The organism is Sphingobacterium sp. SG20118, assembly GCF_044740685.1.
Classification (GTDB): Bacteria; Bacteroidota; Bacteroidia; order Sphingobacteriales; family Sphingobacteriaceae; genus Sphingobacterium.
In genome coordinates this window covers 1235876-1251141 of the sequence record NZ_CP172826.1, presented here as the reverse complement: position 1 = coordinate 1251141, position 15266 = coordinate 1235876, and the positions used below count along the sequence as shown (strand labels likewise).

Genomic DNA, 15266 nt, shown 5'->3' with positions numbered 1-15266 from the left:
AAAGATATACTTCCTTACGCTTGACACTAAAATAAAAGATGTATAATTTCAAAAATGATTATTCTGAGGGTGCACACCCAAATATTCTAACTAAACTAATAGAAACAAACCTCGTACAACAACTTGGATATGGAGAGGATGAGTATGGAATACAAGCAAAAGAAATTTTAAAAAATAAAATTAATAATCCATTTGCTGCCATACATTTTCTTTCTGGAGGCACGCAGACCAATCTTATTGTTATTTCCTTTCTTTTGCGTCCACATGAAGCGGTCATCAGTGCTAAAACAGGACATATTGCAGCGAATGAGACAGGAGCTATTGAGGCTACCGGTCATAAAGTCATTACTGTAGAAACCACAGATGGCAAACTAAATCCAGCTGCTATTGAAAAAGCATTGCAAGAATATGCACTAAAACCACATGTAGTAAAACCTAGAATCGTTTATATTTCTAATTCCACTGAGATAGGTACGATATATCTCAAAAAAGAATTAGAGAATCTGGCAGCATGTTGTCTTGCACATAAACTATTGCTCTTTCTTGATGGTGCTCGATTGGGACATGCTTTAATGGCTCAAGATAATGATTTGACACTTACAGATATTGCAACTTTAACAGATGTATTCTATATCGGTGGGACTAAAAATGGTGCTTTATTAGGAGAAGCTGTTATTTTCAGAGACCCTCATCTGGCAGAAGATTTTGAATATGTACTGAAGCAAAGGGGTGCAATGTTAGCTAAAGGACGTCTACTTGCTATACAGTTCCTTGAATTGTTTAAGGAAGACCTATATTTCGAATTGGCAGATCATGCTAACAAAATGGCTATGAAAATAGCAACTACTGTGAAATCCAAAGGTTTTTCTTTTTTAACAAATTCTACAACAAATCAAATCTTCCCCATATTACCAAAAACCGTCATTGCAAAACTCAATGAGAATTATTTATTCTTTGTTTGGAAGGAGATAGATGAAGATCATGCGGCAATTAGATTAATAACCTCATGGGCAACAGACGAACAATATGTCGATGCTTTTATCGCAGATCTTAAACTACTCTAATAGATTGAAGAACATGCTGCGGAAATATTGTTTTTATTAAACACCTTCAATCGAATATCATATTTCAAGAACATCATAACTGAGAATAAAAAAGGGTTCTTCATAAACTGAAGAACCCTTTACCGTTTATTTATTTCAAAAAATTAATAACCAGTATTTTGAGTTAAAGTACCATTACTCTTATCAATTTCACCCAATGGGATTGGATAAATTTCGCTTTTAGAAGTAAAATTCAAATTTTTATAAGAAGGAAGTAAAACACCTTCAAATGCGGAATATGTTGTAATTACATCTTTAGCAATCCCCCATCTCACTAAATCAAAGAAACGATGTCCTTCCATAGCCAATTCTAAACGACGTTCAAAACGCACAGCTTGTCGCGCATTATCTTGACTTGTGAAAACAGGATATGGCTTCACTGAATAGCGAGCAGCATTTTTACCCTCAATCGTTTTCTTAGCTTCTAATTTAGCTGCACGATTTCTTACACTATTCACTAAAATAAGTGCTCCACTTAAATTACCCAATTCAACTTCACATTCAGCAGCCATTAACACAACATCGGCCAATCGGATAATATTAACATCAAGTCCAGTGATATAATTCTCTCCAGAAGCAGATTGCGTAGCAAATAAAGCTTTAGGTATCATCGTTTTCATACCTACAAAAGGACCACCATACTTTGCATCGCGAATCCAATCGTCACCAGGCATTACCCCATAATCCAAATACATTACACCTCTACGTCCTACTGTATAATCTAAACGAGGGTCAAAACGAAGAGTTGTATCAACTTTATATTTTGTTTTTGCAGAATCAGTTTTTGTATCGACCAAACCCATATCTGATTTATAAGCATTTGTGCGATAGCTGTTATCCAGCATCGGAAGTCCATTGGCAGTCACTTTGAAAGCATTTGCCAAGTCAATCGTCGGTTGATAAAAACCACAGCAACCCACAGGAGATGTTCCGTACAACCCGCCTAACATATCCCCTACATTCGCATTCTCACCATTACCATTACTATTGATAGCATGTTTAGCAACCATTATCGCTTCCGATCCATTCTCCGTTAAAATATTAAAATTATTCCAAAAATTCATCGAAGTGATATCCTTTCCTCCAATCACCTCTTTGAATAAAGGTAAAGCTTCAGCATATTTCTTCTCATATAGATAAACTTTACCTAAGTATGCTTTGGCAGCGTTTTGATCCATACGACCATACTCATTATTAATTTTTGTGTTTGGTAAATTTGAAGCTGCAAATTTCAAATCTTCAATGATTTTCGGTAATATGTCTTCCGTATTTGGCTTTACTTTAGCATCTTCAAAAGTCGTATTTTCATCTATCCAAGGTAGATTTTTAAAGATACGCCACATAAAAAAGTAATAATGCGCGCGCAACATTCTTGACTCAGCTTGAATTTGAATCACACGTTCTGCGGTCACCTCTTTTACACCTGCTTGATCAGCTGCAAGTAACACCAGTGTTTTATTCGCGCGTTGAACACCTTCATAATACACTTGCCACATGGTGCTCAAATTATCATTTTCGCTATTGACAGAGTAACTTTCAATCATGTTCATATTTGGCTGATCCGTCTGGTCAGAACCTTTATGTGCATTATCAGATGTCATTTCACCGAATATCCATTGACTAGGTGCAGATGCATAGTTACCCCAAGTGCCACTGACGTTACCATTCATAATAGAATATGCACCTAGTAGTTGCATCTCTATACTTTCTGCAGAGCCTATCTGTGAGTCTGACAACTCTCCTTGAGGTACTTTATTTAAAAATTCTTTGGAACATCCCGTCATCAAAAATGCCGCGATTCCAATCTGTGCTATTATAGTATATATTTTCATTACTTTCTACTTTGATGATTAAAAACCTAAACTTACTCCGAATATAAATTGTCTAGCCTGTGGGTAAATCCCTAAGTTCACACCAATAGCAGAATAATCAGAAGCAAAAGCTGATACTTCAGGGTCCATTCCATCATATTTTGTAAACGTTAATAAATTGGTTGCTCCTCCATAAATACGCATTTTGTTAAATGAAGTGTTTTCTCCAAATAATTTTTTAGTATCAAAAGAATAACCAACTTGTAGGTTTTTCAATTTCAAGAAACTACCATCTTGGACAAAATAACTTGAAGAAGCATATTCCAAACCTGATGCATCATTCGTCAAAGAAGGAATAGAAACTACCCGTATTTGAAGGACTCCAAGCATCTAACAAACGAGCACTTTTTTGTCCTGCAAAAACTCCGAAGTCCGTAAATAAACGTGTCGCATCATAGATATCGTTTCCTTGAGAACCGTAAAAGAATACTGCTAAATCAAAATTTTTGTAAGTCGCATTAATATTCAAGGAATAGATAAAATCAGGATGTGGATTTCCAATCACTGTTCTATCTTCTCCCGTGATGACACCGTCACCATTGAGATCAGCATATTTAAGTCCACCTGCGCGTGCTTTATCATAAGACGCCGAGTTTTTCACATCCTCATCACTTTGATAAATTCCTTCCGTTTTATAACCAAAGAATGCACCGTAAGGTTGTCCTGCTGTTAAAATCGATGTTTGCAAATTACGAATGGATCCATAAATATCTTGCGTGATTGATGGAGCTAATTCCGTAATTTCATTTTTATTTTTTGAAATATTAGCGCCAATATCTAATGTAAAATCTTTCTGTTGTCTATGTCCATAATGATAGCCCAATGCTAATTCAAGGCCTGTATTTTTCATACTTCCAATATTCACGTATGGTGAAGCCGCTCTACCCACCGCTGAGGCTGGTAAAGGTAAGCGATATAACATATCTGAAGTAGTCTTAGTATACCAATCCACAGCTCCATCAAAATCACCTTGGAATAAACTAAAATCTAATCCCACGTTCAATGCTTTTACCTGTTCCCACTTAATTGCTGGATTACTATATGCATTTACTGCGAGACCTGATTCAGTAGCATCATGAATTGGATAAGAAGTCGAAGTTAAAGATGAGGTATATCGATTAATATATTGATTTGCTGGAATACGCTGATTTCCTGTCACCCCATATCCTGCTCTAAATTTTAAATCATTTAACCATGATAAATCTTTAGCAAAGTCTTCCTCCGAGATTCGCCAAGCTCCTGAGATTCCTGGAAATACCCCATATTTATTATCTTCTCCAAAATTAGATGATCCATCTCGTCTGACAGTGGCACTAAAAAGATAACGATTTAAATACGAATAATCTACTTTACCAAACACCGAGTACATCGAACCAACCGTTCCCGAACCAGCGTTACCAATATTGGATGTTCCTCCATTCAAGTATAAATAATCCATACTACTCATCGTGAAGTAACCATTTCGGCTTCCCGATATTTCTCTCCATCTATTTTCGATTGCTTCTGTTCCAGCAAGAACATTTAAATTATGATTTTCTCCAAGTTCAGGTCTATAGTTCAAGGTATTCGTCCACGTCCATTCTGTTGTAAAACCGTAATATTCACTCATACCATTATTGAAACTTCCCTCCGAGAACTCTGGATTTGGATATGTGTAAGTCGCTCCATTATAGTTTTCATAACGCATCCCTAGATTTGTTCTCAAAGTTAAACCTTTGATTAGGTCAGCTTCCGCAAACACATTTCCAAAAAAGAAATTACTCTTATTTTTATTGTCTTTGGCTCTATAAGCTATTGCTACAGGATTCTCCCCATTACCATTATTTTTACCAAATGATCCTGCAAAATTCCCACCTTCATCATAAACAGGAATGATATTCTGTATACGGTAAGCCCATCCCATTACACTACCATCACCTTGATAGCCTCCTGCAGTATTTGGATTTACACCCATTCCATAGCCTTCAGTAAATGCATATTGCATATTCTCACCAAAACGAACCTTGTTGTTAAATGCTTTGAAAGCGGTATTGGTACGAATGTTATATTTTTTAAACCCAGAATGTATCACAGTCCCCTGCTGATTCAAATACCCTCCTGAAAAAGCATAAGTCGCATTCTCACCACCACCACTAGAACTTAATTGATACGATTGAATGGGTGCATTTTGCGTAATTTCTTTAAACCAATCCGTACCTGCTTGATTCGCTTTCGTAATTTGATAAAATGAAGATCGGTCTTTACCTTTATAATTATACTTAGACATATCCACATCAGCAGCAGTAATATCATATCTAGTTTTAGCTCCTGCTAATAGGTACTCAGGAAGTATTAAACTTGTTCCATTGAGGCTATTGTCCATATCTAAAATCTGTTGTGGACTCATCATCTTTGGAAAACTAGAAGAGTTGGGCACACCCACTCCCACATAAGCGTCCAAATTAATCATAGGTTTACTGTTAGCTTTACCTGTTTTCGTGGTGATAATTACAACCCCATTATTTGCACGCGCACCGTAGATAGAAGCAGCAGAAGCATCTTTCAATACCTGCATGGTTTCAATGTCATTTTGATTCAACCAGCTTAATTTCCCTTCAAAGGGCACACCATCAATAACATATAATGGCTCATTATTATTAATAGTACTATAACCTCTAATTTTAATTTGAGGTGTAGATCCTGGTGCTCCGTCATTCACAATCTGTACACCTGTAGCTCGTCCTTGTAAAGCTTCAACAGCACTTGCGGCAGGTTGTGATTTCAATTCATTAACATTCACGACTGCAACAGCACCTGTAAGATCCTTTTTACGCTGTGTACTATATCCCGTCACGACAACCTCTTCCAAATCATCACTTTTAACATGCAATCCGATAACCAAAGGTCCTGCTGTTGAAGTTACTGTTTGCGATTGCTTTGAAAACCCGATATAAGTAATTTCCAAAACATCGTTTAAAGCAGCAGCAATTTGAAAATTACCATCTGAATCGGATGAAGTTGCAATAGACTTTCCTAGTACTTTAATTGTTGCGCCACTAATAGGCTCTTTTGTGAGTGCATCTTGAATCTTTCCCCGGATAGGTGTCTGAATTGCAGTAACATGAACCTCATGAGCCGAGGTTTCTGTAAATTTTGACATAGGACTACCCAAAGACTGATGACTAATCAGTAGTAAAGCAGTGGATGCCCATAGAGAGTGTTTTACCGATAATTTGTGCTCAATAAAATCCTCGTTAAGAAACTGTAGTAGTTTTCTCATAATGTGAAAAAGGTTTAATTTGGTAATTTAATCAGTGCTATACCCTATCTCAGGATCTCCCCTAGCACTGTATGTTTAGTTGTTAATTACAATTTACGCAATCGATTGACTCTTCATAATTATTCATGAAATATCTTTTGAATTAAATATTAAAATGTTGATTATCAACAATAAAAAAATCATCAACTTATTGTAACTAGTACAGTATGTAACAACAAAAAGACAAAAGATGGAAATAACTTCATTAAAAAGGCGACTGAATATATCCATGTATTCAGCATTTTCGACATCATTATTTTAGATGCATAATCCTATTGTAACTAACCTCTATAAGTCCTTTCCAAAGCAGTACCAATACAATAGGCTCTGAAAAGAAGTCCATATTGTTAAAGGCATGCAATTAGACATATAGTACAAACCGCACCTATTCTCTTTAGTCATTCTTTGGCTATGAGTATGTGCTATTTTTTAGGCATTTTAATATCCTGATATTGCACAACAGACACCTAAAAGATGAAGCCGGTTACATAGATGTACAAATTCATTGGATACCAATCATGAAGCTCGCCGTTGATCTATAGCTGCTCGCATCAAAATAAGAAACTGTTATGAAACTACTAAGTCTACTTTACAACCTTAATGAAACCTAGCCGTATAAAGGTGCAAAGTGTATTTATTGGTTTAAATAAATGGAAAGCACTTGATCAACAACCATTTCGAAATTTAAATTCGATTATTCTCGTGGAAATATGCACAATCTTTTCCTTAATTATAGCTACGAGTCAATATTTCCACCGCCCAATAACTAAGTTTTAAAGATATTGAAACTTTAGAAGTTCATGTAATGAATAAAAGTCAATGCTAATTTCTATGCAAGCTTGGTTAAAACCCAGCTAGTACTGTTATTCCTTAAGGGGTAAAAGGCACGTTTAATAGTAAACAGAAAAATATAGAATAAAATAAAGGATACCAAATTAACGTGATTACTATCAGTGGTATAGTATGGCCGTCTTATTTCAACGTATAAAAGATCGAGTAGATTTCGAAATTGCAGTTAATGTGGTAGGTAATTGATAAAAAGCAGCCTCGATGTCGGAGTGCCCCGAAAATGTTAGATACATCTGGGGCACTTCAAGTAGAGACTGCTTTTTAGTATTAAGCGCTTTTTTTATTGCCTATACTCGATAGAAACAGGTATCCTGCTGCACCTGAAAATAAAGAACCAATCAATACGGCAAATTTTGCTTCCTCCACCAAGAGTGGATCTGTAAAAGCTAATATGGATACAAAAATGGACATTGTAAATCCAATACCACCCAATAGTCCCACGCCAAATATATGCTTCCAATTTGCGCCCTCAGGCAATGTACATAGCTTCAATTTGGTAGCAATGAAAGATACTCCCAATATGCCTAAAGACTTTCCAACAATCAACCCACCAATAATACCGAGCCCCAACGCTGTAGTTAAACCACCGACCATTTCGCTATGAATCGTAATATTGGTATTGGCTATTGCAAAAAGAGGTATAATAATAAAATTAACAGGAGAAGTCAGCATATGTTCCAATTTCTCTAAAGGTGATTCATCATCTGTCGTATTTGTTGGTAAGGCTAATGCCACCAATACACCGGCTATCGTTGCATGTATACCTGAGTGATGTATAAAATACCATATAAAAACTCCTGGTATCAAATAAGCCCATATTTTTTTAACCCCTAAATAGTTTAAAAGCAATAAGAAAGCAAATATGCCCAATGCAATAAATAAGTAGTTGTAATGTAGATCGCCGCTATAGAATAAAGCGATTACCAAAATAGCCAACAAGTCATCAACGATTGCTAAAGCTGCCAAAAATATCTTTAAACTAGCTGGAAACACGCTTACCCAACAAAGTAATAACTGCCAATGCAAATGCAATATCAGTAGCCATCGGAATCCCCCAGCCATGCTCGGTAGGTAATCCTTTATTAATGTACAAATAAATAAGTGCAGGTAAAATAGCTCCACCAAAAGCAGCTAAGATTGGTAATAGCGCTTTTTTTGGTGACGACAATTCACCCTCAACCAGTTCGCGCTTTATCTCTAAACCTACCAAAAGAAAAAATATGGCCATCAAACCGTCATTAATCCATAGCAGCACCGAATAGTTTAATTGGATATGTTCTGTTTCGAACCCTAATGTTGTATTCAATAAATTGTTAAAAGATTCCGCTAAAGGAGTATTTGCAACAATCAAAGACAGAATAACACAGATAAACAATAAGATACCACCTATATTACTAGACTGTAAAAACTGTTTGAAAATTTTTAAATTAATTAAGTTTGCCATAAAGACATTTTCATTTAGTGATGAATAAGGAAAAATATAAGCTCCAAATATATTATGAAACCTAAAGTAAGTAAGTCTACTAAGATAAGTTTTTCTTTTAAAATACTAAGGATTATAGACCCTTTTTCGTTTATAAATCCTCTAAAAAAGAATCCAATGTTAAGCAAATAAATATATTTCAAGACTTAACAAAAACTTCACATCAAATTTACTCTGAGGTTAACAACTAAGCTTACCTTTATGGTAAATAAAAATTAAAGAAGATGATTAAAGATTTCGAACTACAAGCTTTAGAAAGTTACACCGAGGTAATTGAGTTTACATTTGATGGAGATGATTTATTATCAGGTGAAGATTAACCTGCCCTTATTCAAAAAATGTCGCACGCTTACAGCGTGTTTTTTTTCGAATAAGAATTGATGAAATAGTAACAAAATAAAAAAGGACCTTATAAAATCAGTCCCTTTATTAAGTATTTTTTAAATCTGGTAAGTTCATTTAATTTGCACGACCATATTATTTGCGCCGCTATAACAGTCTCCGCCTTTCTTATCTTGTTTTTCGAAGCCTTACTATTCATGGTATCGGTCCCTTATAACATAGCCATAGCTATGTTATATATTTTTATTATCATAACCTTAACTATATTTACTGCTATACAACAATAAATGGCATGATAAAATTTAGGCTTTCACCAATCGCAATAGCATTACTTTTTCAACCAACCAAACCAACCAGAGCTCCATGCTTTCTTTTTCTCTAACGCTTTTTCATCCTTAGGGAATAACTTTAGGATAGCTTGTATCTTCTCTTTAGCAACTTCGCCAGCACCAATTGCAAAAGATGCTTCGGCAGACATAAAGGTCATTTCATTCCAATCATCGTCTTCTTCCCAATTTTCACTACTATACATAGCATCAGATTCCTGGCTGATACGAATTACATTTTCCCAATCTTGTAAATGGAAATAAGAATGTATAAGATGCAGTAGTATCAAGTGAAAATCGCCATACGATTCTTCTTCTTTTAAAGTAGACTTCGTAGAGTCATAAGCGACTAATAAATCCTTTAGCGCCGCTGGAAAATCCCCAATTAAGAAATATGATTTTCCTCTCAAATAATGCAACTTACGATAATCGATTAAAGCCATTTCCTGCAACGGTTTAGTAGCTTCATAATTATTTGCGCAAGCTATACATTGATCATACTGCTCCAATTGAAAGTAATTTTGCATCAACATATACCAGTTTGATGCATCATCAGGTTTACTTTCCAATTCTTTTTGCCAATCCTTCAAAGTTTCTGAATCTCCCCTATGATTGATTAGATCAAAACGTGCGTTCTGAATCTCCATATAAGCTTGACGTGTAACAAACAGCTCTTCTTCCTCATAGTCAGCATATTCTGAAGACTGGATGAGTTCATCATATTCTTGTGCAATAGTCCTCAACCTTTCCTCAGCCTCTTTTATATACCCCAACTTAAACTCACATTTGGTCACGTATGCAGATATTCGAAGATAATTTGGCATATCAAACTCTTTAAAGCTATCATCTAATAACTCATGGTAGTTGATTAATGCATCTTCATACTCTTCTTTCTCAAAATACGCATCCGCCAATGTATTGTACAGTTCCCAAAATCGACTATAAGTAAGTCCCTCCTTACATATTTCGATTACTTCATCATATTTTCGCTTGCTATTCAATGCCAGTGCATAATTATTACAACACATAGACATCAACTGACTATTGATAAAGTAATTTGCTTCAAATTGATTTTCGTGAAAATATGCTTTAAAAGCTAAATATGATCGCTCAAAAAACTGCAATCGATAATTTAGCAAGGACATATCAAGAATTGGTGAACCGATAGAATTCTCAAATTCAGAAAACTCGCAGCCTGCATTAAAATAGTCAATAGGACCATCTACTGGCCAATTCAATATTTCAGGTAACTCTTTATGGACTTCGTAGTAAGTAAGGATGAAGCGATGAATGGTTATTGAAAAACCACCAAGCTCTACTGCTTTCTGAAGGTAAGGTAACGCTTCTTCATGATTTCCACCTTCAAGTATATAGGTTCCTGCAAAATGATAAGGAATAAACCAATCTGGATAACGTTGGATGTAACGCTTAGCTTCTATTAAAGGATCTGATAAGTCTAATCCGAGTTCTTCCCGAAAATTACGTTGCACCATGATAGCAAAGTAAATACACTGTTTATCCTCCAAACCACCATTTAACAGCGATACGACCTGTTCATAAAATTTGAAGATCTCAGCATCAATTTCAGGCTCTTCATTTCCATATAATACGGCCTTGACACCCGCCCAACCAATCATCTCATAATCATGATACTCCATAGCAAGCTGACCAATATCCAGGTATAACAGCACGTTATTAGATAAAATATCATGTTTATATTTTCTGAACTCGGCAAGTGCCTGTTGATGATGATTTAGGTTTCTCGCGAAGAATCATTGCTTTAAAAAGTACACTTTCTGTTAATAGTGCACATTTACTAATACGATCATGGGCATATAATACTTCATAAATGGAAAGCAATTCATTGATATTACCAATAGACTCTTGATATTTCTCATGTAAATAATTCAAATCAGCTCGAAAACGACATACATTCTCTAACTCATCCTCATGGATACTCAATCGTTCTATATAAGAAGCATATTCATCGTAATCTAAATCTTTATAGAAAAAACGAGTAGTTTCCAACAGACCAAAAAGGGCGGCCTCATTATTTGGTTCAAGCTGTAAAATAGATTTGTATATACTAATAACCTCTTGAAAATCGTCTAATGTCAGTTCATTACTGTCTTCATCTAAATTTTGAAAATCAAGTTCCTTAAGTACGGTAGCTTTTAAAATTAATGCGGGAATATCTTGTGGATTTAATACTAGAAAAACTTCTAATTCAGATAAACAATCCTCATATCTCCCTTCTTCATACAAATTAACTAGATCTTGAAACTTCATAAACTACGACTCTTTTATATAAAAATAAAAATATATTACAAACTTCAAAACAGTTCAAAAAAATAAACATTAAAACAGCTCATTACTAATGATAAAATTAGTTGAAGCTTGTAACATTAAAAATAAAAAAAAGGAACCCTGATGGGTTCCTTTCCAATATCTAACAAATTGACTCGGGGTTAAAACTCTATTTTACTGCGTCAATAACTGCTTTGAAAGCATCTGGGTTGTTTAAAGCTAAATCAGCTAAAACCTTACGGTTTAAACCAATGTTTTTAGCATTTAATTTACCAATCAACACGGAATAAGATAAACCTTGTTGACGAGCTCCAGCGTTAATACGTTGAATCCATAAAGCTCTAAACTCGCGTTTTTTAGTTTTACGGTCGCGGTAAGCGTACTGTAAACCTTTTTCTACTGAATTCTTAGCAATAGTATATACTTTGCTGCGTGACCCATAATAGCCTTTAGCTAATTTTAGGATTTTTTTACGTCTTCTTCTCGAAGCAACTGCGTTAACCGAACGTGGCATATTTTTAAAATTATTTGGTAAAAGGCGTCATGTTTCACAATGAACTTACTACCCTGTACCCGGTTAAAAAATTATTATTAATTAAATCGAATAAAACTTATTTTCCGATAGCAAGCATACGTTTAACGTTGCCCATGTCGCCATCAGATACATAACTTGTTGTTGTTAAGTTACGTTTACGTTTTGTGCTCTTTTTTGTCAAGATGTGGCTTTTGAAAGCGTTTTTTCTTGCGATTTTACCTGTTCCAGTAAGCTTAAAACGTTTTTTAGCACTGGAATTGGTTTTTACTTTTGGCATAATACTTAAATTTTATATCAATCTGTTAGAATTTCTATTATTATTTCTTAGCAACCACTTTAGGTGCTAAAGTCAAAAACATACGTTTTCCCTCTAATTTCGGCAGCAATTCTACTTTACCCACTTCTTCTAAAGCTTGTGCAAAACGCAATAACAAGATTTCGCCTTGTTCCTTGTGTACAATTGCACGGCCTTTAAAGTGTACGTAAGCACGAACTTTTTCTCCACTTTCAAGAAATTTGATTGCATGTTTCAATTTGAAATCAAAATCATGTTCACTGGTATTAGGTCCGAAACGGATTTCCTTAATAACAGTTTGTTTTGCATTAGCTTTGATTTCTTTTTGTTTCTTCTTTTGCTCGTAAACAAATTTACTGTAGTCGATAATTTTACAAACCGGCGGAACAGCATTTGGCGAAATCTCAACTAAATCAAGTTCCAATTCATCTGCAAGCTCTAAAGCTTTACGTGTAGGATAAACTCCTGTTTCCACATTATCACCTACCAAACGTACCTCAGGCACACGGATTAGCTCATTAATGCGGTGATCTGGTTCTTTCTTTCTCATTGGTGGTCTAGGACCACCTGGTCTTTTTAATGCCAAATGTTTAAATATTTAAACGGTTATTTCTTTAATTAATACTTCTCTAAATTCGTCAGCAGTCATGGAACCCAAGTCTACTGAACCATGTTTACGCACAGAAACCGTGCCACTCTCAGCCTCTTTCTCCCCTACAATCAACATGTAAGGTAGTTTTTTCATCTCTGCATCTCTGATTTTACGACCTACTTTCTCATCGCGCAAGTCTATCAGTCCGCGAATATCGGAATTATTTAGCGATTCTAAAAGATTTTTCGCATATTCTTCATATTTTTCTGATACTGGCAAGATGATAAATTGTTCTGGAGCAAGCCATAATGGAAATTCTCCTGCACAATGTTCAATTAATACAGCGATAAAACGCTCCATTGAACCAAATGGCGCACGATGAATCATCACAGGTCTATGTTTTGCATTATCAGAACCTGTATACTCTAATTCAAATCGTTCAGGCAAATTGTAATCCACTTGAATAGTACCCAACTGCCATCTGCGACCCAAAGCATCTTTAACCATAAAGTCTAGCTTAGGTCCATAGAAAGCCGCTTCGCCGTATTCAACAACTGTCGACAATCCCTTTTCTGCTGCAGCTTCGATAATGGCACTTTCAGCCAGAGCCCAGTTCTCATCACTACCAATGTATTTGGTGCGATTCTCTGGGTCCCGCAATGAAATTTGTGCGGTATATTCTTCAAAACCTAAAGCTTTGAAAACATATAACACCAAGTCGATTACTTTTTTAAACTCCTCTTTAACTTGATCAGGTCGGCAAAATAAATGCGCATCATCTTGCGTAAATCCTCTTACCCGAGTCAAACCATGTAATTCTCCAGACTGCTCATATCGATACACAGTACCAAACTCTGCAAAACGTACAGGAAGATCCTTGTAAGAACGTGGTTTTGTTTTATATATTTCACAATGATGAGGACAGTTCATTGGCTTCAAGAAAAACTCTTCGCCTTCAACTGGAGTCCTTATCGGTTGAAATGAATCTTCACCATACTTATCATAATGACCCGAAGTGACATACAATTGCTTGTTTCCGATATGGGGAGTCATGACAGGCTCATATCCACCTTTCAATTGTGCTCTCTGCAAGAAATCTTGTAATTTCTGACGCAAAGCTGCTCCCTTCGGTAACCATAATGGAAGCCCTGCGCCTACTTTCTCTGAAAAAGCAAACAACTCCATTTCTTTACCTAATTTACGGTGATCACGTCTCTTAGCTTCTTCGATAAACTTAATATATTCCGTTAATTCCGAAGCCTTAGGGAATGTAACACCATAGATACGAGTCAACTGCTTACGAGACTCATCACCTCTCCAATACGCACCAGCGACATTTGTTAATTTAATCGCTTTAATAAAGCCCGTATTGGGAATATGAGGACCCCGGCAAAGGTCAGTAAATTCGCCCTGTGTATAGAACGTGATCTTGCCATCTTCCAAATCCTTGATTAGATCTAATTTATACTCATCTCCTTTTTCAGTAAAATAAGCAATAGCATCTGCCTTTGAAACAGCTTTACGTTCGAAAGTTTCTTTACGTTTTGCCAATTCCAACATTTTATCTTCGATTTGTTTAAAATCATCCGATGAAAATTCGCGATCTCCGAAATCTACATCATAGTAGAAACCTGTTTCAATAGCTGGACCGATACCAAATTGAATACCTGGATAAAGCTCTTCCAATGCTTCGGCTAAGATATGCGCTGAAGAATGCCAAAAGGTAGATTTACCTTCTGTATCATTCCAGGTCAACAACTTTACGGTAGAATCTTCTTCAATTGGACGGGATGAATCCCAAACCTCTCCATTTACTTCGGCAGCTAAAACATTTCTAGCTAAACCCTCCGAAATTGACAATGCTACTTGAGCAGCTGAAGTCCCTTTTTCATATTCACGAACGGAACCATCAGGTAATGTAATTTTAATCATCAACAAATATGATTATTTATAGTAATTATTTATTAAACAACACTTTACGAACACACAACATACTAAATTGCTTATTATTCATAAAGCTTAAAATTCAAAATCTAATAGTAGATTTATTATGCATCAAATATACTGAAAATAATCCACAATTGCATTTTAGTCTTTATACATGATTGTTCTTCACTCAAACCAATCAAACAGCTTTCATATCTAAGCCTGTTTCAGATAATACATGTGAAAAGTGATGTGACCCTTGCATGGATATAACAGTTTGGCACATTATTATCCAAAACGTCCAGCTTTAAAAAAGAAAAATATCATCAAAAAAAAGAA

General features: G+C 35.5%; 10 protein-coding genes and 1 pseudogene. 1 reads left to right on the top strand and 10 read right to left on the bottom strand.

What is annotated here, in order from left to right; all coding sequences use genetic code 11:
- The first annotated feature begins 38 nt into the window (after window positions 1-38).
- Complete coding sequence (locus ACFX5U_RS05815; protein ID WP_400262750.1) at window positions 39-1064, top strand: threonine aldolase family protein; 1026 nt, start codon at window positions 39-41, stop codon at window positions 1062-1064.
- Between the two features lie 143 nt (window positions 1065-1207).
- On the opposite strand, the gene ACFX5U_RS05810 is transcribed toward ACFX5U_RS05815, so the two are convergent.
- From ACFX5U_RS05810 to thrS, 10 genes and pseudogenes are all read right to left on the bottom strand, one after another.
- A complete protein-coding gene (locus ACFX5U_RS05810) occupies window positions 1208-2935 on the bottom strand; it encodes a RagB/SusD family nutrient uptake outer membrane protein (RefSeq protein WP_280569466.1) in 1728 nt (575 codons plus the stop codon).
- A gap of 18 nt (window positions 2936-2953) precedes the next feature.
- Window positions 2954-3304, bottom strand: coding sequence for a hypothetical protein (locus tag ACFX5U_RS05805; RefSeq protein WP_400262749.1), 351 nt, complete (start codon window positions 3302-3304; stop codon window positions 2954-2956).
- Window positions 3252-6233 carry a SusC/RagA family TonB-linked outer membrane protein gene (locus tag ACFX5U_RS05800; RefSeq protein ID WP_400262748.1) on the bottom strand — a complete coding sequence of 994 codons (2982 nt, stop codon included), beginning with the start codon at window positions 6231-6233 and terminating at the stop codon, window positions 3252-3254. Before ACFX5U_RS05800 ends, ACFX5U_RS05805 begins: the two co-directional genes overlap by 53 nt.
- A 1155-nt stretch (window positions 6234-7388) precedes the next feature.
- Window positions 7389-8565: pseudogene (nhaA, locus tag ACFX5U_RS05795) on the bottom strand (Na+/H+ antiporter NhaA).
- Window positions 8566-9274: 709 nt separating this feature from the next.
- The gene (locus ACFX5U_RS05790) at window positions 9275-10963 is read right to left on the bottom strand and encodes a tetratricopeptide repeat protein (protein ID WP_400262747.1); all 1689 of its coding nucleotides are present in this window, start codon (window positions 10961-10963) and stop codon (window positions 9275-9277) included.
- A gap of 22 nt (window positions 10964-10985) precedes the next feature.
- The gene (locus ACFX5U_RS05785; RefSeq protein WP_400262746.1) at window positions 10986-11561 is read right to left on the bottom strand and encodes a hypothetical protein; all 576 of its coding nucleotides are present in this window, start codon (window positions 11559-11561) and stop codon (window positions 10986-10988) included.
- Between the two features lie 187 nt (window positions 11562-11748).
- Entirely contained in the window at window positions 11749-12093 is a 345-nt protein-coding gene (gene rplT / locus ACFX5U_RS05780) for a 50S ribosomal protein L20 (RefSeq protein WP_038696982.1), read from the bottom strand.
- Window positions 12094-12190: 97 nt separating this feature from the next.
- Window positions 12191-12391, bottom strand: coding sequence for a 50S ribosomal protein L35 (rpmI, locus tag ACFX5U_RS05775; protein WP_021191519.1), 201 nt, complete (start codon window positions 12389-12391; stop codon window positions 12191-12193).
- A gap of 40 nt (window positions 12392-12431) precedes the next feature.
- Window positions 12432-12995: a translation initiation factor IF-3 gene (gene infC / locus ACFX5U_RS05770; RefSeq protein WP_081918319.1), complete on the bottom strand. Its 564-nt coding sequence runs from the start codon at window positions 12993-12995 to the stop codon at window positions 12432-12434.
- Between the two features lie 12 nt (window positions 12996-13007).
- Window positions 13008-14933, bottom strand: a complete 1926-nt coding sequence (gene thrS, locus ACFX5U_RS05765; protein ID WP_400262745.1) for a threonine--tRNA ligase — start codon at window positions 14931-14933, stop codon at window positions 13008-13010.
- Between the last annotated feature and the right edge of the window lie 333 nt (window positions 14934-15266).